The sequence below is a fragment of the Leptothrix mechoopdaensis (SeqCode) genome, from assembly GCF_053893855.1.
In genome coordinates, this window is sequence record NZ_CM132699.1 from 4,730,474 (window position 1) to 4,751,304 (window position 20,831).

The 20,831-nt window shown below is 70.9% G+C and carries 19 protein-coding genes; 10 read left to right on the forward strand and 9 right to left on the reverse strand.

Annotation, left to right across the window (positions count from 1 at the left end; genetic code table 11):
• Positions 1–41 precede the first annotated feature (41 nt).
• Positions 42–1,037 carry a lipoyl synthase gene (gene lipA, locus ACWA7K_RS20670; RefSeq protein ID WP_456163833.1) on the forward strand — a complete coding sequence of 332 codons (996 nt, stop codon included), beginning with the start codon at positions 42–44 and terminating at the stop codon, positions 1,035–1,037.
• A gap of 113 nt (positions 1,038–1,150) precedes the next feature.
• Here lipA and ACWA7K_RS20675 read toward each other — a convergent pair whose 3' ends face one another.
• From ACWA7K_RS20675 to ACWA7K_RS20705, 7 genes are all read right to left on the reverse strand, one after another.
• Positions 1,151–2,050, reverse strand: coding sequence for a pirin family protein (locus tag ACWA7K_RS20675; RefSeq protein WP_456163835.1), 900 nt, complete (start codon positions 2,048–2,050; stop codon positions 1,151–1,153).
• Between the two features lie 13 nt (positions 2,051–2,063).
• Positions 2,064–2,855, reverse strand: coding sequence for a 5'-methylthioadenosine/adenosylhomocysteine nucleosidase (locus ACWA7K_RS20680; RefSeq protein ID WP_456163837.1), 792 nt, complete (start codon positions 2,853–2,855; stop codon positions 2,064–2,066).
• 9 nt (positions 2,856–2,864) lie between these two features.
• On the reverse strand, positions 2,865–3,701 hold the full coding sequence (locus ACWA7K_RS20685) for a hypothetical protein (protein ID WP_456163839.1): 837 nt from the start codon (positions 3,699–3,701) through the stop codon (positions 2,865–2,867).
• 129 nt (positions 3,702–3,830) lie between these two features.
• Positions 3,831–5,558, reverse strand: coding sequence for a long-chain-fatty-acid--CoA ligase (locus tag ACWA7K_RS20690; RefSeq protein WP_456163841.1), 1,728 nt, complete (start codon positions 5,556–5,558; stop codon positions 3,831–3,833).
• Between the two features lie 186 nt (positions 5,559–5,744).
• Positions 5,745–7,166 (reverse strand): NAD(P)(+) transhydrogenase (Re/Si-specific) subunit beta, encoded by a 1,422-nt coding sequence (locus tag ACWA7K_RS20695; RefSeq protein ID WP_456163843.1) that lies wholly within the window; start codon positions 7,164–7,166, stop codon positions 5,745–5,747.
• 1 nt (position 7,167) lies between these two features.
• Positions 7,168–7,485 carry an NAD(P) transhydrogenase subunit alpha gene (locus ACWA7K_RS20700; protein WP_456163845.1) on the reverse strand — a complete coding sequence of 106 codons (318 nt, stop codon included), beginning with the start codon at positions 7,483–7,485 and terminating at the stop codon, positions 7,168–7,170.
• A 5-nt stretch (positions 7,486–7,490) separates the two neighbouring features.
• Entirely contained in the window at positions 7,491–8,621 is a 1,131-nt protein-coding gene (locus ACWA7K_RS20705; protein WP_456163847.1) for a Re/Si-specific NAD(P)(+) transhydrogenase subunit alpha, read from the reverse strand.
• Between the two features lie 163 nt (positions 8,622–8,784).
• On the opposite strand from ACWA7K_RS20705, the gene ACWA7K_RS20710 reads away from it, so the two are divergent.
• The 7 genes from ACWA7K_RS20710 (at position 8,785) to ACWA7K_RS20740 (ending at position 14,900) form a co-directional block, all read left to right on the forward strand.
• Positions 8,785–9,327: an NUDIX hydrolase gene (locus tag ACWA7K_RS20710; protein WP_456163849.1), complete on the forward strand. Its 543-nt coding sequence runs from the start codon at positions 8,785–8,787 to the stop codon at positions 9,325–9,327.
• Positions 9,324–10,262, forward strand: coding sequence for a LysR family transcriptional regulator (locus ACWA7K_RS20715; RefSeq protein WP_456163851.1), 939 nt, complete (start codon positions 9,324–9,326; stop codon positions 10,260–10,262). Before ACWA7K_RS20710 ends, ACWA7K_RS20715 begins: the two co-directional genes overlap by 4 nt.
• Positions 10,263–10,295: 33 nt before the next feature.
• Positions 10,296–11,519 carry a CaiB/BaiF CoA transferase family protein gene (locus tag ACWA7K_RS20720; protein ID WP_456163853.1) on the forward strand — a complete coding sequence of 408 codons (1,224 nt, stop codon included), beginning with the start codon at positions 10,296–10,298 and terminating at the stop codon, positions 11,517–11,519.
• 20 nt (positions 11,520–11,539) lie between these two features.
• Positions 11,540–12,460 (forward strand): hydroxymethylglutaryl-CoA lyase, encoded by a 921-nt coding sequence (locus ACWA7K_RS20725; protein WP_456163855.1) that lies wholly within the window; start codon positions 11,540–11,542, stop codon positions 12,458–12,460.
• Between the two features lie 13 nt (positions 12,461–12,473).
• On the forward strand, positions 12,474–12,866 hold the full coding sequence (locus ACWA7K_RS20730) for a VOC family protein (RefSeq protein ID WP_456163857.1): 393 nt from the start codon (positions 12,474–12,476) through the stop codon (positions 12,864–12,866).
• 68 nt (positions 12,867–12,934) lie between these two features.
• Complete coding sequence (locus ACWA7K_RS20735; RefSeq protein ID WP_456163859.1) at positions 12,935–13,918, forward strand: Bug family tripartite tricarboxylate transporter substrate binding protein; 984 nt, start codon at positions 12,935–12,937, stop codon at positions 13,916–13,918.
• Between the two features lie 25 nt (positions 13,919–13,943).
• The gene (locus ACWA7K_RS20740) at positions 13,944–14,900 is read left to right on the forward strand and encodes a D-2-hydroxyacid dehydrogenase (RefSeq protein ID WP_456163861.1); all 957 of its coding nucleotides are present in this window, start codon (positions 13,944–13,946) and stop codon (positions 14,898–14,900) included.
• 31 nt (positions 14,901–14,931) lie between these two features.
• Here ACWA7K_RS20740 and eutC read toward each other — a convergent pair whose 3' ends face one another.
• Positions 14,932–15,735, reverse strand: coding sequence for an ethanolamine ammonia-lyase subunit EutC (eutC, locus tag ACWA7K_RS20745; RefSeq protein WP_456163863.1), 804 nt, complete (start codon positions 15,733–15,735; stop codon positions 14,932–14,934).
• 12 nt (positions 15,736–15,747) lie between these two features.
• Positions 15,748–17,148, reverse strand: coding sequence for an ethanolamine ammonia-lyase subunit EutB (locus ACWA7K_RS20750; RefSeq protein ID WP_456163865.1), 1,401 nt, complete (start codon positions 17,146–17,148; stop codon positions 15,748–15,750).
• Positions 17,149–17,244: 96 nt separating this feature from the next.
• Between ACWA7K_RS20750 and mnmA the strand changes: the two genes are divergently transcribed.
• On the forward strand, positions 17,245–18,390 hold the full coding sequence (gene mnmA, locus ACWA7K_RS20755; protein ID WP_456163867.1) for a tRNA 2-thiouridine(34) synthase MnmA: 1,146 nt from the start codon (positions 17,245–17,247) through the stop codon (positions 18,388–18,390).
• 197 nt (positions 18,391–18,587) lie between these two features.
• Positions 18,588–20,801: a putative bifunctional diguanylate cyclase/phosphodiesterase gene (locus ACWA7K_RS20760; protein ID WP_456163869.1), complete on the forward strand. Its 2,214-nt coding sequence runs from the start codon at positions 18,588–18,590 to the stop codon at positions 20,799–20,801.
• Positions 20,802–20,831: the final 30 nt, after the last annotated feature.

Consider the following 20,831-nt stretch of genomic DNA (forward strand, 5'->3'; position numbering starts at 1 on the left):
CGCCCCCGCTGCCCACCGGCAGCCCGCAACGCCCCTCCGACATGTCCACCGACCAGCCGTCCTCCCCGATCCCGTCGACCCCTGCCGCCTACGACCCGACCGCCAAGCAGAAGGCCCAGGCCAAGACTGCGCGCATCCCCATCAAGGTCGTCGCGGCCGAGACGCTGAAGAAGCCCGACTGGATCCGCGTGAAGGCGGGCAGCCCGACGACGCGCTTCTACGAGATCAAGCAGATCCTGCGCGAGCACAAGCTGCACACGGTCTGCGAGGAAGCCAGCTGCCCGAACATCGGCGAGTGCTTCGGCAAGGGCACGGCGACCTTCATGATCATGGGCGACAAGTGCACCCGCCGCTGCCCGTTCTGCGACGTCGGCCACGGCCGCCCGGACCCGCTGGACACGGCCGAGCCGCTGAACCTGGCCAAGACCATCGCGGCGCTCAAGCTGAGCTACGTGGTCATCACCAGCGTCGACCGCGACGACCTGCGCGACGGCGGTGCCGGCCATTTCGTCGAGTGCATCCAGCGCACCCGCGAGCTGTCGCCGGCCACCCGCATCGAGATCCTGACGCCCGACTTCCGCGGCCGCATGGACCGCGCGCTGGAGATCCTCAAGGCCGCGCCGCCGGACGTCATGAACCACAACATGGAGACCGTGCCGCGCCTGTACAAGGAAGCGCGCCCGGGCTCGGACTACGCCTTCAGCCTGAACCTGCTCAAGCGCTTCAAGGAATTCGCGCCGGGCGTGCCGACCAAGAGCGGCCTGATGGTCGGCCTGGGCGAGACCGACGAGGAGATCCTCGACGTGATGCGCGACATGCGCGCCCATGACGTCGACATGCTGACGCTGGGCCAGTACCTCGCGCCCAGCGGCCACCACCTGCCGGTGCGCCGCTACGTCCACCCGGACACCTTCAAGATGTTCGAGGACGAGGCCTACAAGATGGGCTTCAGCCATGCCGCCGTCGGCGCGATGGTGCGGTCGAGCTACCACGCCGACCAGCAAGCCCACCAGGCCGGCGTCGAAGGCGCGATCTGATGCCCCTCGATCGGCGGGTACGCCGGTCGATCCCCCGAGGGGATGCGCAGGCCGCTTGGGAGCGGCCCGGCGCTGGCCTGCGGTCCTGAGGCCCCGGGGCAGCCCGTGAACCGTCAGCCGGGCTTGCGCTCGGGCAACGGGATGCGCTCGGTCTCGCCGGGCACGCGGCCGAGCGTGTCGTCCGACCAGGCCTGCGACGCCGCGTCGATCAGCTCGCGCCGCGTCGCGACGAAGTTCCACCACAGCAGGCGCCGGCCCAGAGGCGCGCCGCCGATCAGCGCGACCCGCGCCGGCTCGGCGCCGCTGCACAGCCGGGCGCTGCGGCCTTCGGGCAGCACCAGCATCTCGCCGGTGACCAGCCGCTCGGCGTGGCCGTCGTCGTCGAACACCACCTCCACCTCGCCATCGACGGCATAGAGCGCCTGCTCGATGCCGGGCTCGCGTGCCGGCAGGTCGACCCGGCCGCGTGGCTCCAGCCGGTGATCGAGGAACAACGTCGGCGAGGCCGTGCGCACCGGCGACACCAGCCCATAGGCCGAGCCCGCCAGCACCCGCGTCGTCACGCCGCAGGTCTCGTGCTGCGGGATGTCGGCGGCGGCGGTGTGGGCGAACTGCGGCTCGCAAGCCTCGTCGGCCTCGGGCAGGGCGACCCACAGCTGCAGGCCGTGCAGGCGGTAGTGGCGCCCGGCCAGATCGTCCGGCCGACGCTCGGAATGCACGATGCCGCGCCCGGCCGTCATCCAGTTGATCGCGCCGGGCTCGATGCGCTGCACCGCGCCGGTCGAGTCGCGGTGGACCATCGCGCCGTCGTAGAGGTAGGTGACCGTGGCCAGGCCAATGTGCGGGTGCGGGCGCACGTCGTGGCGGTCTTCCGGTTCGACCAGCAGCGGGCCGAAATGGTCGAAGAACACGAACGGACCGACCGCCTGTCGGCTGGCCGCCGGCAGGCTGCGGCGCACGGTCAGGCCGCCGCCGAGGTCCTTCACGTGGGGGCGCAGGCGTTCGACGGTCATGGGCGTTCCTGGGTCAGGTGTGCGGATGAGGGGAGACGTCCGGCACGATGTCCGGAAAAGGATCGACCAGCCAGTGGCCGATCACGTCGGCGCTGACCTGGGCCGCGACGACCTCGATGAAGCGCAGGAAGTCGACATGCGCGCTGTCATCGGCGCGGTCGGAGATCGTGCGCAGCACCGCGAACGGCAGGCTCAGGTCATGAGCCACCTGGGCCAGCGCGGCGCCTTCCATCTCGACGGCCAGTGCGTCGGGCAGCTCCTGCTGCAGGGCCAGGCTGGCATGCGCATCGCCGATGAAGCGGTCGCCGCTGATGACCAGGCCACGGTGCAGCGCCGGGTTCGTCACGCCCAGCGCAGCGGCGTCCGCGCCGAGGTGGCCGGGGCGTCCAAGCACCTGCCGGACCGAACGCGCCAGCGCCAGGTTCAGCGCGCGGTCGGTGTCGAAACGGCTGCGGCCGGTCAGCGGGATCTCGTGGCGCGGGAACAGCGGCGAGGCGTCCATGTCGTGCTGCAGCAGCGCGTCGGCCAGCACCACGTCGCCCACCTTGACGCCCGGACCGAGTCCGCCGGCCACGCCGGTGAAGACCAGCCGCCCGGCGCCGAAATGCGTGCCCAGCAGCGTCGCGGTCGTGGCGGCGGCGACCTTGCCGATGCCGCACAGCACCAGCACGACCTCATGCCCGTGCAGGCGGCCGACGTGGAAGTCGCGCCCGGCCAGCCGCACGACACGGTCGGTCTCGCACAGCGCCAGCAGCGCCGCGAGTTCCTGCTGCATCGCGCCGACGATGGCGGTCGGGCGGGTCATGCCGCCGCCTCAGCCGCCCAGGCCCAGCGCGCGCTGGACCATGCGCGCCATGCTCTCGCCGCGCACGCGCTGGACCTCGTCGATGAAGTCGCGGGCGACCTGTTCCAGCTCGGCCAGGTTCTGCGCCTTCTCGATGCGCAGCGTGTAGCGGTAGCCGCGGAACAGCCCCAGCGATTCGCGCAGCAGCGCGTTCAGGCTGTCGTACAGCTCGGTGTAGCCGAGGTTGCGCGCGCCTTCGGGCATCGGCGAGGTGTCCAGGCCGGCGAAGTCGCTCGGCGGGCGGCTGGACGGGCCGGACAGGCCGGCCGGGCGGGACAGCGGATCCAGCCCGCCGGGCGTCGTGTCACCCCGGCCGGACATGCCGGGCGGCAGCGTCGGCGGGCCGCCGGGCGAGCGGGCCGCGCCGCCGAGCCGGTCCAGGCCCATCGGCTCGCTGGCCAGGCCCGAGGTGGCCCGGGCTCCGACCGGTGCGGCGGCGGGGCGGGCCGGCGCGGCAGGCGTCGCGGGCATGGCCGGCGTCGCTGCGGGTGGCCGGACCGGCCGACCGGCGGGATCACGCAGGCCGGCGTACTGCGACGGCACCTGCCAGCCGGTGTGGCCCATCGGCTCGGTCGGCTCGAACTGGGCCGGACGATCGTCGGCGGACGGCGGCGACTCGATCAGGCCCGCTTCCAGCAAGGCGACCGCATCGGCCAGCGTCGCGCCCTGGATCATGTCGATCCAGGCCGTCAGGCTCTTGGAGCTGTCGAGGATCAGCAGCAGGTTGCGGGCGGTGCGCGACAGGTTGAGGCTGCGCTCGCGGACCTCGCGGCGCCCTCGCTCGGTCTTGCGAAAGTATTCGGCCATGACGGATTTTTCTCCCTTTGCCAGTTTCGCCGCAATGCGGGCCATCCAGGCGACAGGACAGTTGGCAGGAGGGACGAAGCCGGCGCGGCCGTTGTGCGGCGGCTGCGCCAGCAGGCGGGAACGGGCCGATCAGCCCGGCGTGGCGGTCGTCGACGCAGCGGGTGCGGCTGCGTGCGCAGGGGCCGGCTTGCCGCGCAGCTCGCGTCGCAGCACCTTGCCGACCGGTGTCTTGGGCAGCTCGGTGCGGAACTCGATCACCCGCGGCCGCTTGTAGCCGGTGAGGTTCTGCTCGCAGTAGGCCCGCACGTCGGCTTCGGCCAGGGCCGGGCTGCGCGGCACGATCACGACCTTGACGGCCTCGCCGGTGCGCTCGTCGGGCACGCCGATCGCGGCGCATTCGAGCACGCCGGGCATCAGCGTCAGGACATCCTCGATCTCGTTGGGGTACACGTTGAAGCCCGAGACCAGGATCATGTCCTTCTTGCGGTCGACGATGCGGAAGTAGCCGCGCTCGTCCATCACGCCGACGTCGCCGGTGCGGAACCAGCCGTCGGCGGTCATGACCTTGGCGGTCTCGTCCGGACGCTGCCAGTAGCCGGCCATCACCTGCGGGCCCTTGACCGCGATCTCGCCGGGCTGGCCGGCGGCGACCGGGTGGCCGTCGTCGTCGAGCAGGCGCATGTCGGTGTCGGGCAGCGGCAGGCCGATGGTGCCGCTGTAGCGCGTGCTGTCGGTGGGGTTGCATGACAGCGACGGCGAGGTCTCCGACAGGCCGTAGCCCTCGCAGATCGCGCAGCCGGTCTTGTCCAGCCACAGCTTGGCCGTCGCCTGCTGCACCGCCATGCCACCGCCCACCGAGATCTTCAGGTGGCTCCAGTCGACCGTGCCGAAGTCGGGGTGGTTGGCCAGCGCCATGAACAGCGTGTTGACCGCCGGGAAGGTGTGGAAGCGCTGGCCCTGCAGCGCCTTGAAGACGGCCGGCAGGTCACGCGGATTGGGGATCAGGATGTTGCACGCGCCGATGCGCATGCCCAGCATCATGTTCGTGTTGAAGCCGAAGATGTGATAGAGCGGCAGCGCACAGACCTGCACGATCTGCTCGCCTTCGGGCACCTTCTTCAAGGCCGGCTGGTACCAGGCCTCGCTCTGCAGCAGGTTGGCGACCAGGTTGCGGTGCAGCAGCACGGCGCCCTTGCTGACACCGGTGGTGCCGCCGGTGTACTGCAGCGCGGCGATGTCGTCCGGGCCGACGTGGACCGGCTGCAGCGTGCGGGCCGCGCCGATCGACAGCGCGTCCTTGAAGCGCAGCGAGCCGGGCAGCGACCAGGCCGGCACGAGCTTCTTCACGCGGCGCACGACCAGGTCGACGATCAGGCCCTTGGGGAAGCCCATCAGCTCGCCCATCGACGCCACCACCACCTGCTGCAGCGGCACCGTGCGGCGCACCTGCTCCAGCGTGTGGGCGAAGTTTTCGAGGATGACGATGACCTTGGCGCCCGAGTCCTTGAGCTGGTGCTCCAGCTCGCGCGGCGTGTAGAGCGGGTTGACGTTGACGACCACCGCACCGGCCCGCAGCACGCCGGCGACCGCCACCGGGTATTGCGGCACGTTGGGCATCATCAGCGCGACCCGGTCGCCTTGACCGATGCCGACGGACTGCAGCCAGGCCGCGAACTGGCGCGACAGCTGGTCGACCTGCGCGTACGGGAAGTCGCGGTCCAGGAAGCGGTAGGCCGGCTTGTCGGCGTGGCGCGCGAAGCTCGCTTCCATCAGCTCGACGAGCGAGGTGTACTGGTTCAGGTCGACCGTGGCGGGGACACCGGCGGGGTAGTGTGAAAGCCAGGGCTGCTGAGTCATTTTCTAAGGATGGGCTGATCTGGTCACGATTCTGACGGACGACTGACAGCCGGACTCCCGGGTATTACGCCTAGCCCTGAAGAGTCGACCGGTTCAGGCGCGCATGAAAAAGGCCGGCATCGAGCCGGCCTTCCAGGGTGTGAACAGCGCCTGCGCGCGGCCCTCGGGCCGGCGCGCGGCGAGCGGTCACTCGACCGCCTTGACCATGTCCTCGACCACCTTCTTGGCGTCGCCGAAGACCATCATGGTCTTGTCCATGTAGAAGAGTTCGTTGTCCAGGCCGGCATAACCGGCCGCCATCGAACGCTTGTTCACGATGATGGTCTTGGCCTTGTAGGCCTCCAGGATCGGCATGCCGTAGATCGGCGTGCCCTTGGTCAGCGCGGCGGGGTTCACCACGTCGTTGGCGCCCAGGATGATCGCCACGTCGGCCTGACCGAACTCGCCGTTGATGTCCTCCATCTCGAAGACCTGGTCGTAGGGCACCTCGGCCTCGGCCAGCAGCACGTTCATGTGACCGGGCATGCGGCCGGCGACCGGGTGGATCGCGTACTTGACCGTGATGCCCTTGTGCGTGAGCTTCTCGGCCAGTTCCTTGACGGCGTGCTGCGCGCGGGCGACGGCCAGGCCGTAGCCCGGCACGATCACCACCGTCTCGGCGTTGCCCAGGATGAAGGCCGCGTCGTCGGCGCTGCCGCTCTTGACGCTGCGCTGCTGCTGCGCACCGGCCGTGGCCGCCGTGGCGTCTCCGCCGAAGCCGCCCAGGATCACGTTGAAGAACGAGCGGTTCATCGCCTTGCACATGATGTACGAGAGGATGGCGCCCGAGCTGCCGACCAGCGAGCCCGCGATGATCAGCATCGAGTTGTTGAGCGAGAAGCCGATGCCCGCCGCCGCCCAGCCGGAGTAGCTGTTGAGCATCGAGACGACCACCGGCATGTCCGCACCGCCGATCGGGATGATGATCAGCACGCCCATCACGAAGCCCAGCGCGCAGATCAGCGCGAAGGACTCGACGCTCTGGCCGCTCCAGAAGGCCACCAGCAGCACCAGCGTGGCGATGCCCAGGGCGGCGTTGAGCTTGTGCTGGCCGGCGAACTGAACCGGCGCGCCCTGGAACAGGCGGAACTTGTACTTGCCGCTCAGCTTGCCGAAGGCGATGACCGAACCGCTGAAGGTGACCGCGCCGATGAAGGCGCCCAGCGCCAGCTCGATCCGGTTGCCGCCGGGGATCAGGCCGCCCTTCTCGGTGATCGAGAAGGCCCACGGTTCCAGCACGGCCGCGACCGCGATGAAGACCGCCGCCAGGCCGATCATGCTGTGCATGAAGGCGACCAGCTCGGGCATCTTGGTCATCTCGACGCGCTTGGCCATCGTGGCACCGAGGCCGCCGCCGATGACGAGGCCGGCCAGCACGTAGCTCATGCCGGCGGCGCTGCCCGCCAGCTTGACGATCAGCGCGGCCGTGGTCAGCACGGCGATCGTCATGCCGATCATGCCGAACAGGTTGCCGCGGATCGAGGTGGTCGGGTGCGACAGGCCCTTCAGGGCCTGGATGAAGCAGACGCTCGCGACGAGGTACAGCAGGGTGACGAGGTTCATGCTCATGTCAGTGCTTCCCTTCCGCTGCGGGCTTCTTGTCCTTCTTCTTGAACATCTCCAGCATCCGGCGCGTGACCAGGAAGCCGCCGAAGACGTTGACCGCCGCCAGCGCCACGGCCAGCGTGCCGAAGGCCTTGCCGGCGGTCGTCTCGGTCAGCGCGGCGGCCAGCATGGCGCCGACGATGACGATGGCCGAGACCGCGTTGGTCACCGCCATCAGCGGCGTGTGCAGCGCGGGCGTCACGGTCCAGACGACGTGGTAGCCGACGTAGATCGCCAGCACGAAGATGATCAGGTTGATGATCGTGGGAGAAACCGCATCCATGGTCTTCAGCTCCGGGTGACGTTGCCGTCACGGGTCACGAGGCAGGCGGCGACGATGTCGTCGTCCATCGGCACGTTGATCGCGGCGGCGTCCTTGGGCAGCACGAGCTTGAGGAAGTCGAGCACGTTGCGCGCATACAGGGCCGACGCATCGGCGGCGACCAGCGCGGGCAGGTTGGTCTCGCCGATCAGGTTGACGCCGTGCACCTGCACGGTCTGGCCGGCGACCGTCAGCGGGCAGTTGCCGCCACCGTTCGGGCCCTTGCCGGCGGCGATGTCGACGATGACCGAGCCCGGCTTCATGGCCTTGACCATGTCCTCGGTGATCAGCGTGGGCGCCGGGCGGCCGGGGATCAGCGCGGTCGAGATGACCACGTCGGCCTGCGCGACACGCTTGGCGACCTCGACCTTCTGGCGCTCCATCCAGCTCGCCGGCATCGGGCGGGCATAACCGCCGACGCCGACCGCGGCCTCGCGCTCTTCATCGGTCTCGTAGGGCACGTCGATGAACTTGGCGCCCAGCGACTCGACCTGTTCCTTGACCGAGGGCCGCACGTCCGAGGCCTCGATCACCGCGCCCAGGCGCTTGGCCGTCGCGATGGCCTGCAGGCCGGCGACGCCGACGCCCAGGATGACCACGCGGGCGGCCTTTACCGTGCCGGCGGCGGTCATCAGCATCGGGAAGAACTTCTGGTACTGGTTGGCCGCCATCATCACGGCCTTGTAGCCGGCGATGTTGGCCTGGCTGGACAGCACGTCCATGCTCTGCGCGCGGGTCGTGCGCGGCGCGGCTTCCAGCGCGAAGCCGGTCAGGCCGGCGGCTGCGATGCGCTCCAGGCCGGCACGGTCGAACGGGTCGAGCATGCCGACCAGCGCCGCGCCGCGTTTCACCTGCGTCAGCTCCTCGGCCGACGGTGCGCGCACCTTCAGCACGAGGTCGGCGCCCAGCGCGCCGGCCGCATCGGTGATCTCGGCACCGGCCGCCTCGTAGGCCGCATCGGTGGCGCTGGCCGCGAGGCCGGCACCGCTCTGGACGCGGATCACGTGGCCTTGCGCCTTCAGTTTCTTGGCCGTTTCCGGCGTCACCGCCACGCGGGTCTCGCCGGCGGCTGTCTCACGGGGTACCCCCACCAACATGTCAGATCCTCCTCGTCATGCGGCGGGGAGCATACACACGTTCGACCTTCGGCCGTACCCGGGTAGAGACGCGTGGCTGTTGTTTCACGGGCGGTACGGCGGAGCGTGCCGTTTCGCGACGCTGTGCGATCCGGCGACGCTGGCGCCGGCCTAGCATCGCGCCATGACCGACCTGCGCTGGAAGCCGAATGTCACCGTCGCGGCCATCGTCGAGCACGACGGCCGCTACCTGCTGATCGAGGAACGCACGCCCGAAGGGCTGCGGCTGAACAACCCCGCCGGCCACCTCGATCCGGGCGAGACGCCCGAGCAGGGCGTGATCCGCGAGACCCTCGAAGAGACCGCCTGCGCCTTCGTGCCGACGGCCTTCCTGGGGCTCTACATGGCCCGCTTCGTCCGGCCGGACGCGGGCGAGGACGTCACCTACGTGCGCCTGGCCTACAGCGGCCATGTCGGCGAACCCGACCCGGCCCGGTCGCTCGACGACGGCATCGTGCGGCGCGTCTGGCTGACGCTGGCCGAAGTCCGCGCCAGCGCCGCGTGCCACCGCAGCCCGCTGGTGCTGCGCTGCATCGAGGACCACGCCGCCGGCCGCGGCCATCCGCTCGACCTCGTCGTGATCGATCCGTCGCTGCTGGCACCGGAGATCAAGCGGCCCGCAGCTTCGTCCCCCGTCGCCGATCCCGACGCGGCGCTCGACCCGTGAGCACCTCGCCCTACAACCTCGCCCGCTTCGACTTCGTGTCGATCCGGCTGGCCGTGGGCTGCGCCCTGACCGGCAACCTGACGGCCGCCGCGCGCGACTGCAACCTCGTGCTGCCGGCCGCCAGCCGGCGCTTGCGCGACCTGGAGCGGGCGCTCGGCGTCGCCTTGTTCGAGCGCCACTCGCGCGGCCTGAAGCCGACCGCCTGCGGGCGGGTCTTCCTCAAGCGCGGCATGTCGCTGCTGCAGGAACTCGACCGCCTGGCCGAGGAACTGGCCGACGCGCAGCAGGGCGTCGTGCGCCATGTCCGGCTGTGCGCCAGCTCGGCCGCGATCACGCAGTTCCTGCCGCCGCTGCTGGCCGAACACGCGCTGCTGCGGCCCGAGGTCCGGGTCGACGTGGAAGAGCAGGTCTCCGAGACCGTGGTCGCGGCGCTGCGCGAGGGCCGGGCCGATGTCGGCGTGTTCGTCGAGGGACCGGACGTGCGCGACCTCGATGTCCACGACTTCCGCACCGACGAGCTGGTGCTGGTGCTGCCGGCCGGGCACCGGCTGGCCGGGCGTCAGCCGCTGGCCTTTGCCGACACGCTCGACGAGCCGTGGATCAGCCTGAACGCCGGCGCCGCGCTGCTGCAGGCCCAGCAGCAGGCCGCGCTGGCGGCCGGGCGGCCGTTCCGGCTGCGCATGCAGGTGCGCAGCTTCGACGCGGTCGGCCACATGGTCGCCTCCGGGCTCGGCATCGCCGCGTTGCCGAAGGTGGCGGCGCGTCCGATCCTCAAGTCGCTGCGCCTCGTCAGCCGCCCGCTGGCCGACGCCTGGGCGCACCGGCAACTGAAGATCGCGATCCGCGCCGACGCCGATGCGGCCAGCGTCGAGCTGCGGGATTTCCTGCGTCAGCCTTCGCAGAACGCTAAGGCTGGGAACGCGACTTTCAAATAGACCGGCCGGGGTGGGCAGCCAGACACTGGCGCCATGCCTTCCGCCCCATCCGCTCCCGAGACCTCCACGCCCGCCGCGCTGGCCGGCCTGAAGGTGCTCGAACTCGGCCAGCTGATCGCCGGCCCGTTTGCCGCCAAGACCCTGGCCGACTTCGGCGCCGAGGTCATCAAGGTCGAGGCCCCGCAGGTCGGCGACCCGCTGCGCAAGTGGCGCCTGCTCAAGGACGGCACCTCCGTGTGGTGGCAGGTCCAGTCGCGCAACAAGCGCTCGATCGCGCTCGATCTGCGCGAGCCCGAAGGCCAGGCCGTCGTGCGCCAGCTGGCGGCCGAGGCCGACGTGCTGATCGAGAACTTCCGCCCCGGCGCGATGGAAGGCTGGGGCCTGTCGCCGGATGCGCTGCTCGAACTGAACCCGCGCCTGATCGTGCTGCGCATCAGCGGCTACGGCCAGACCGGGCCCTACCGCAACCGGCCCGGCTTCGGTGTCGTCGCCGAGGCGATGGGCGGCCTGCGCCACCTGAGCGCCGAACCCGGCCGCGTGCCCGTGCGGGTCGGCGTCAGCATCGGCGACACGCTGGCCGCGTTGCACGGCACGATCGGCATCCTGCTGGCCCTGCAGCACCGCCACGCCAGCGGCCGCGGCCAGGTCATCGACGTGGCCCTGTACGAGGCCGTCTTCAACTGCATGGAGAGCCTGCTGCCCGAGTACAGCGCCTTCGGCGCGGTGCGTGGCCCCGCCGGCAGCGCCCTGCCGGGCATCGCGCCGACCAATGCCTACCGCTGCCAGGACGGCGGCTACGCGCTGATCGCCGGCAACGGCGACAGCATCTTCCGGCGGCTGATGACGCTGATCGGCCGCGACGACCTTGCCGCCGATCCCGGGCTGGCCGACAACGCCGGCCGCGTCGCCCGGGTCGAGGAACTCGACCGGGTCATCGGCGACTGGACCGCGCGCCACACGGTCGACGCGGTGCTCGCCGCGCTGGAAGGCGCCGCCGTGCCGGCCGGCCGCATCTGCACCATCGCCGACATCGCCGCCGATCCGCACTACGCCGCACGCGGGATGCTCGATGCGATCGAGCTGGACGACGGCAGCACGCTGCAGGTGCCGGGCATCGTGCCCAAGCTGTCGGCCACGCCCGGCCGTCACCGCCGCAACGCGCCGGCCCTCGGGCAGGACACCGATGCGGTGCTGGCCGGGATGGGCCTGAGCGACGAACAGATCCGGGGCCTGCGGGCCCGCGGGATCGTGCAATGAGCCCTGCGAGGAACCCCGCCATGTCGCGCATCCACTTCAACGAGGTCGTCACGCGTGACGGCTTCCAGAACGAACCCGCCTTCGTGTCGACCGATCACAAGGTTGCCCTGATCGACGCGCTCAGCCAGTGCGGCTACGCCAAGATCGAGGTCACCTCGTTCACCTCGGCCCGGGCGATCCCGATGCTGCGTGACGCCGAGGAGGTGATGGGCCGCATCCGCCGCATGCCCGGCGTCGAATACACCGTGCTGGTGCCCAACGCGCGCGGTGCCGAGCGGGCGCTGGAGGCCTACGCCAACGAGCTCAACCTCGTGATGTCGACCTCCGAGACGCACAACCTGACCAACCTGCGCATGTCGCGCGAGAAGAGCTTTGCCGGGCTGGCCGACGTCATCGCGATGGCTGCGGGCCGTGTGCCGGTCAACGTTTCGCTGTCGACCTGTTTCGGCTGTCCGATGGAAGGCGAGGTGCCTGCCTCCGAGGTGCTGCGCTGGGCCGACCGGTTCGCCACGCTGGGCGTGCGCGGCCTGACGATCTGCGACACCACCGGCATGGCGCATCCGGCCCAGGTGCAGCGCCTGTGCCGGGCCCTGCGCGAACGCTTCGTCGACCTGCAGCTGACCCTGCATTTCCACGACACCCGCGGCATGGGCCTGGCCAATGTGCTGGCGGCCACGCAGGTCGGCATCGACCGCTTCGACGGCTCGCTCGGCGGGCTCGGCGGCTGCCCGTATGCGCCCGGGGCGAGCGGGAACATCTGCAGCGAGGACGCCATCCACATGCTGCAGGTCATGGGCCACGACACCGGCATCGACATGACCCGCCTGCTGGCCATCGCCCGCCAGCTGCCCACCATCGTCGGGCACGAGGTGCCGGGCCAGCTGATCAAGGCGGGCCTGATCCACGACCTGCATCCCGCCCCGACCGCCTCGATGAACTGAAGGACCGCTCGCCATGATCGACCACCTCGACCACCTCGTCCTGACCACCTCGCGTCCGGATGCCTGCATCGACTTCTACACGCGCGTGCTGGGCATGCGGCTGGACGTCTTCATCGGCGGCACCCCGCCGGTCGAACGGCGGGCCTTCGCCTTCGGCCACCAGAAGATCAACCTGCACGTGCAGGGCGCCGAGTTCGAGCCCAAGGCGCACCTGCCGGTGCCCGGTGCGCTGGACCTGTGCTTCATCGCGGCGATCCCGCTCGATGCCGTCATCGAACGGCTCGCGCAACAGCACTGGCCGATCGTCGAGGGGCCGGTGAAGCGGACCGGCGCGACCGGGCCGATCCGCTCGGTCTATGTCCGTGATCCGGACCACAACCTGATCGAGCTGTCCGAGCCGCTCTGAGCCCGGGTCGGGCAAGCCCCGGCCTGCACACACGACCCACAAGACCCACAAGATCCCAGGAGACCACGATGAACCGACGCCTCGCACTGGCCTGCATGACCGCCGCCACCCTGGCCGCGATGACGGGCCCGGCCCCGGCCTGGGCCGATGGCAGGTACCCCGACCGGCCCGTCACGCTGGTCGTGCCGACGGCACCGGGCGGCACCACCGACTTCACCGCGCGGCTGATCGCCGACGCGCTGCAGCGCGCGCTCGGCCAGCCGGTCGTGGTCGACAACAAGCCGGGCGGCTCGGGGAACATCGGCAACCAGTTCGTGGCCCGCGCCAAGGCCGATGGCTACACGCTGCTGGTCGCCTACAGCGGCTACCAGGTCGCCAACCCGCACCTGTTCGCCAAGGCCGGCTGGGACCCGATCAAGGACTTCGCGCCGGTGGCCATGCTGACCCGCGCGCCGCAGGTCGTCGTCACCAGCGCCAACGTGCCGGCCAACACGCTGGCCGAGCTGGTGGCGCATGCCAAGGCCAACCCGGGCAAGCTGAACTACGCCTCGTCCGGCAACGGCTCGATCCAGCACATCGCCGGCGAGCTGTTCAAGCAGCGCACCGGCACCGCCATCACCCACATCCCCTATCGCGGATCGGGCCCGGCCGTGCAGGACCTGCTGGGCGGCCAGGTCGACCTGCACATCACCACGCCGGCATCGGTCGTCAGCCACGTCAAGGCCGGCAAGCTCAAGGCGCTGGCCGTCAGCAGCAACACGCGGCTGTCGGCCTTGCCGCAGGTCCCGACCGCCGTCGAGGCCGGTCTGACCGGCTTCACGCTGGACTCGTGGTTCGCGCTCTACGCACCGGCCGGCACGCCGCCGGAGGTCGTCGCGCTGCTCAACACCGAGATCGGCAAGATCCTGTCGTCGCCCGAGACCCGCAAGAAGGCCGAGGACGCGGGCACGTCGATCGAGCAGATGACGCCGGCGCAGCTCGGCGAGTTCACCCGCAAGGAGCTGGACGACTGGGGCCGCGTGATCAAGGCCGCCAGGATCACGGCCGACTGAGCGCCCCTCTGAGCAGCCCATCGACATGAGGATCGTCTTTCTCGACCGCGCCACGCTGTCGCCGGCGACGCGGCTGCGCGACCCCGCCTTCGCGCACCAGTGGGTGCTGCACGAGCGGACCTCGCCGCAGCAGCGCGCCGCGCGCATCGCCGATGCCGAGATCGTCGTCACCAACAAGGTGGCGCTGGACGCCGCCACGCTCGATGCCGCGCCCCGGCTGCGCCTGATCGCGGTGGCGGCGACCGGCACCGACCTCGTCGACCTGGCGGCCTGTCAGGCGCGTGGCATCGCGGTCTGCAACGTGCGCGAGTACGCCGTCCACACGGTGCCCGAACACACCTTCGCGCTGATCTTCGCCCTGCGCCGCAGCATCACCGCCTACCGGGATGCCGTGCGTCGCGGGCGCTGGCAGGAGGCCGGCCAGTTCTGCTTCTTCGACCATCCGATCCGCGACCTGGCCGGCTCGACGCTCGGTGTCATCGGCGATGGCGTGCTGGGCCGGGCCGTTGCCGACATCGGCCGCGCGCTCGGCATGCGCGTGCGCATGTCGGCCTTCAAGGGCCGGCAGGGGCAGGGCGCGCTCTACACGCCGTTCGAGCAGGTGCTGGCCGAGTCCGACGTGCTGACGCTGCATTGCCCGTTGCGGCCGCAGACCCGCCACATGATCGGCGTGGCCGAGTTCGCGGCGATGGCGCGCCGCCCGCTGCTGATCAACACGGCCCGTGGCGGCCTGGTCGACGAGGCGGCGGTCGGCCCCGCGCTGGCAGCCGGCCAGATCGCCGGTGCCGCCTTCGACGTGACCAGCACCGAGCCGCCGCCGGCCGATCACCCCTTCATGCGGTTGCTGGACCGGCCCGACTTCATCCTGACGCCGCATGTGGCCTGGGCCAGCGACGAGGCGATGCAGTCGCTGGCCGACCAGCTGATCGACAACATCGAGGCCTTCGAACGCGGCGAGCCGCGCCACCTCGTGGCGGCCTGAACGCGCTCGGGCCTACGGGCCGTCGGGCGTTTCAGCCCGCCAGCAAGGGCAGGCCCGGCAGCGCGACCTGATCGCTCAGGTCCTTCAGCGCCACGCCGGTCGCCTGCAGCGATTCGGCCTGCAGCACGTGCCACCAGATCTTGTGGGCGGCGCGTTCGTCGCCCAGGCCTTCGGGGCGGATGTTGCTGATGCAGTTGCGCTGCGCGTCATTCCGGCCCCGGCGCGGCGCGGCGGTCAGGTAGGCGCCCAGGCTGTCGGGCGAACTGAGGCCCGGCCGTTCGCCGATCAGCACCAGCACCTGCGCGGCGCCGAGGGCCTCGCCGATGTCGTCGCCCAGCGCGACACGGGCCTGCGTCGCGACGACGACCGGCGCGCCATCGCTGCCCGGTGCCGTCCAGCCCGGCGGCGTCATCGCCCGCAAGGCCCGCAGCAGCGGCAGGGCCTGGCGCGCGACCGCCAGCGACGACAGGCCGTCGGCGACGACCACCAGCAGGCGTGGCGACAGCGTCGTCGAGGCGGCCAGCGCGCGCAGCCGGGCCGATTCGGCCTCCGGCAGGCGCCGGCCCAGGTCCGGGCGCAGCAGGTAGGTGGCGCGGTCCGGTGCCGCGCTGGCGCTGCACAGCGTCTGCAGGCCTTCGGCTTGCAAGGCCTCGCGGAAGGCCTCGGCATCGAGCGCCAGATGCACGGCATCGCGGGCCTGCGCATGGGCCAGCCCGAAGGCCAGCAGCTCGGACGTCGGCAGGCTGACGCCGCTGCGGCCCAGCGCGATGCGGGCCGGCGTGTGGCGCCGCAGCGTGGCCCAGGGGTCGGGGCGCAGGTGGATAGGGCTCGTCATGTCGCAGCTCCTTCAGGCCAGCCGCCGCAGCGGCGCGACGCCGGCCTGCAGCAGCCGGTGGTCGGCGGCGATCGGGCGGATCTGCCCGTGTTCATCGGCAATCCCCATCGAGGCCAGCCAGGCCTCGAACTCGGGCGCACGCTTCAGGCCGAGCAGCCGGCGCAGCACCAGCGCGTCGTGGAAGGAGGTGCTCTGGTAGTTCAGCATCACGTCGTCCGCGCCCGGGATGCCCATGATGAAGCTCAGACCGGCCGCGCCGAGCAGCGTCATCAGCGCGTCCATGTCGTCGGAATCGGCTTCGGCGTGGTTCGTGTAGCAGACGTCGCAGCCCAGCGGCACGCCCAGCAGCTTGCCGCAGAAGTGGTCCTCCAGGCCGGCGCGGATGATCTGCTTGCCGTCGTGCAGGTATTCCGGCCCGATGAAGCCGACCACCGTGTTGGTCAGCAGCGGCGAGAACGCGCGCGCCACCGCATAGGCCCGCGCCTCGCAGGTCTGCTGGTCGACACCGTGGTGCGCGCCGGCCGACAGCGCGCTGCCCTGGCCGGTCTCGAAGTACATGACGTTGTCGCCGAGCGTGCCGCGATGCAGCGACAGCGCGGCCTCGCGGGCCTCGCGCAGCATCGCCAGGTCGATGCCGAAGCTGCGGTTGGTCGCCTCGGTGCCGGCGATGGACTGGAACACCAGGTCGACCGGCGCACCGGCCTCGATCATCCGCAGCGTCTGCGTCACGTGGGTCAGCACGCAGCTCTGCGTCGGCACGGCCCAGGTCTGGATGACCTCGTCGAGCAGCTTGACCAGGTCGGTCAGCAGCGCCAGGTTGTCGCTCGCCGGGTTGATGCCGATGACCGCGTCGCCCGCGCCGTACAGCAGCCCGTCGAGCACCGACGCGGCGATGCCGGCCGCCGAGTCGGTCGGGTGGTTCGGCTGCAGGCGCACCGCCAGATGGCCGGGCAGGCCGATCGTGTCGCGGAAGCGCGTGATGACGCGGCACTTGCGCGCCACCAGCATCAGGTCCTGCACCCGCATCAGCTTGCTGACGGCGGCGACCATCTCCGGCGTCAGGCCCGGCCGCAGCGCGGTCAGCGCGGCCTCGTCGGCCTCGTCCGACAGCAGCCAGTCGCGGAACGCGCCGACGCTCAGGTGCGCGACCGGTGCGAACGCGCTGGCGTCATGCGTGTCGACGATCAGCCGCGTGACCTCGTCGTCCTCGTAGGGGATCAGCGCCTCGTCCAGGAAGCGCCGCAGCGGCAGGTCGGCCAGGCACATCTTCGCGGCCATGCGCTCGACCTCGCTGCCGGCCGCCAGCCCGGCCAGCGCGTCGCCGGAGCGGGCCGGCGTGGCCTTGGCCATGACGTCCTTCAGGTCGCGGAAGACCCAGTTGAAGGTGCCGATGCGGTGCTGGTAAGCGGACATGGCGACAGATTCGGCCATCGGCCGGGGCTCGGCTATCCCGTTTCGGCAGGGGCCCGGCGTGGTGTGGACTTGGCCTCGGCCGGGATAATCCGGCCGGTGGAAACGCCCTTCAAGAAACATCGTGTCGTCGTCGGCCTGTCCGGCGGCGTGGATTCGGCCGTCAGCGCCTGGCTGCTCAAGCAGCAGGGCCACGAGGTCGTCGGCCTGTTCATGAAGAACTGGGAAGACGACGACGACAGCGAGTACTGCTCGACCCGGCAGGACTGGCTCGATGCGGCCTCGGTCGCCGACGTGATCGGCATCGACATCGAACACGTCAACTTCGCCGCCGACTACAAGGACCGCGTGTTCGCCGAGTTCCTGCGCGAATACTCGGCCGGCCGCACGCCCAATCCGGACGTGCTGTGCAACGCCGAGATCAAGTTCAAGGCCTTCCTCGACCACGCCATGCGGCTGGGCGCCGAGCACATCGCCACCGGCCACTACGCCCGCGTGCGCTTCGATCCGGCCAGCGGCCAGCACCAGCTGCTGAAGGGCCTCGATCCGCTGAAGGACCAGAGCTACTTCCTGCACCGGCTCAACCAGTCGCAGCTGGCCAGGACCATGTTCCCGGTCGGCGAACTGCCCAAGACCGAGGTGCGCCGCATCGCCGCCGAGATCGGCCTGCCGAACGCGCGCAAGAAGGACTCGACCGGCATCTGCTTCATCGGCGAACGGCCGTTCCGCGAGTTCCTCAACCGCTACCTGAGCCACCAGCCCGGCCCGATCCAGGACGACCGCGGCCGCACGCTCGGCGAACACGTCGGCCTGAGCTTCTACACGCTGGGCCAGCGCAAGGGCATCGGCATCGGTGGCGTGAAGGACAAGCGCGCGCCGCGTGGCGGCGGCGACCACGAGCCGTGGTTCGTCGCCCGCAAGGACATGGCGCGCAACACGCTCTATGTCGTCCAGGGCCACGACCACCCGTGGCTGCTGGCGCCGCGCCTGAGCGCCGATGACACGAGCTGGGTCTCGGGCCGGCCGCCCGCGCTCGGCCTGGGCGCCCACGGCGGCCTGGCCGCCAAGACACGCTACCGGCAGGAAGACGCGCCGTGCGCCGTCACCGCCGTCGACGACCACGGCCTGTCGCTCACGTTCGCGCAGGACCAGTGGGCCGTCACGCCCGGCCAGAGCGTCGTGCTGTACCAGGGCGAGGTCTGCCTGGGCGGCGCGGTGATCTCGGGCACCGGCGCCCAAGATTGACCTACGTCAAGCCGCCGCAGCCGTCCCCTGTCAGATTCGCGGCTGTGGGCCCGGGCTTGATCCACGTCATTGCCGAGGTCTAAGGTAGTCTGTATTGTCCAGGACAGATGGCTGTCGTGCTGTTCTGATGGCCCGTCACCGTCCGTTCCTCGCCGATGTGCTGGCGAGGTCTTGCAGGCTACACAAGGGGAATCGACATGGATGTGTCGCCGATTCCGGTCGATGAATGGCGACGTCTGGCCGCCGTGCACCGCCTGCGCGTCCTGGACACGAGCCCGGAGCCTGCCTTTGATGCGCTGGTCGAGGCGGCCGCCACCGCCTTGCGGATGCCGGTCTCGATGGTCAGCCTGATCGACGCCGACCGGCAGTGGTTCAAGGCCAGCCGGGGCGTCACCGGCACGCTGCGCGAGACCGCTCGCGAGATCGCCTTCTGCGGCCATGTGGTGGCCAGCGGCGAGCCGCTGGTGGTGACCGACGCGCGGCATGACCCGCGTTTCGCCGACAACCCGCTGGTGACCGGCGAGCCGCACATCCGTTTCTATGCCGGCGCGCCGCTGTGGCTGGCCGACGGCTCGTGTGCCGGTGCGCTGTGTGTCATCGACCGCGAGCCGCGCGAGCTCGATGCCGCCGGGCTCGATGTCCTGCGCAGCCTGGCGCGGGCGGTCGTGCATGCGCTGGAGGCGCGCCTGCTGGGCGTCCTGGAACACGAGACCCGCGCGGCCCTGCAGCGCAGCGAGGAGACCTTCCGGCTGCTGGCCGAGAACACCACCGACGGGCTGGCGATCTTCGAGGGCGGCGCGATCCGCTACATCTCGCCGTCCTACGCCCGGATGATGGGCGACGACCCCGAACTGGCGCCCGGCGGGCGCAGCGAGGCGGCGATGTTCGAGCGGGTCCACCCGGACGACCGCGCGATCGTCGCGGAAGCCGTCCGCAACGCGCTGGAGCGCCGCCTGCCGCACCAGGTCTACTGCTACCGGGTCCGCCACCGCCGTGGCCACTACTTCTGGCGCGAGGACTCGACCCGCTTCGTCTACCGCGAGGACGGCCAGCCCGAGCGCGCCTACATCGTCTGCCGCGACATCACCCAGCGCAAGCTCGACGAGGCGCGCATCGCCCACCTGTCGCTGCACGACACCCTGACCGGCCTGCCGAACCGGCTGCACATCCAGCGCAGCTTCGACGCGCTGTGTGCCCGCCTGCTGCGGGAAGGTCGGCGGGGCGCCCTGCTGCTGCTCGACGTCGACCTGTTCAAGGAACTCAACGACACGCGCGGCCACGACGTCGGCGACGAGCTGCTGCGGCAATGGGCGCGGCGCCTCGAGATCGGCGCCGAGGGCATGATCGCCGGCCGGCTGGGCGGCGACGAGTTCATCGTGCTGGTCGACCTGGGCGCGGATGTACGCGGCGATGCCGAGGCCGCCAGCCGCGCCTCCGCGATCGGCGCCGGCCTGCTGCGCCAGCTGGCCGAGCCGCTGACCGGTGCGCTGGCGCGCCACCGTGCGACGGCCAGCATGGGCGTCGTGCTGCTGCCGGGCGTGCAGGCCAGCTTCGACCGGGCGATCCAGCAGGCCGACATCGCGATGTACGAGGCCAAGTCGGCCGGCCGCGACACGCTGCGCCTGTTCACGCCGGCGCTGGAAGAAAGCCTGGCCAAGCGCATCGCCCGCGGCCTCGACCTGCGCCGCGCCGTACCCGAAGGGCAGCTGCGCCTGCATGTCCAGCCGCTGGTCGACCGGGCCGGCCGCTGCATCGGCCACGAGGCGCTGGTGCGCTGGCAGCACCCGCAGCTCGGGCTGCTGCCGCCCGGCGAGTTCATCGACCTGGCCGAGGCCACCGGCCTGATCGACGAGATCGGCCTGTGGGTGCTGGAACAGGCTTGCAGCCAATTGGTCGCCTGGCAGGGCATGCCCGACCGGGCGCACCAGACGCTGTCGGTCAACGTCAGCGCGGTGCAGCTGCGCCATCCGGAGATCGTCGAGCGCATCGCCGCCGTGCTGCGGCGCAGTGGCGCGCCGGCCAGCCGGCTGACGCTGGAGCTGACCGAATCGGTGCTGCAGCACGACGTCGACGACGTGATCCGCAAGCTGCAGGCGCTGCGCGCGATGGGCATCGGACTGGCACTCGATGACTTCGGCACCGGCTATTCGTCGCTCAGCTACCTGCAGCGCCTGCCGCTGACCGCCGTCAAGATCGACCGCTCCTTCATCCGCGACATCGACGCCGACGGCCACGACGAGGCCATCGCCCGCACCATCGTCCAGCTCGCCGGCACGCTGGGGCTGCGCGTGGTCGCCGAGGGCGTCGAGACCCGCAGCCAGTTCGAGCGGGTCGCCGCCATCGGCTGCGACGCGTTCCAGGGCTACCTGTTCGGCCGACCGCAGGCGCTGGGCGACACCTCGCCGGCCTGACGCTCCGGGCGCATGGCGCCCCGACAGGTG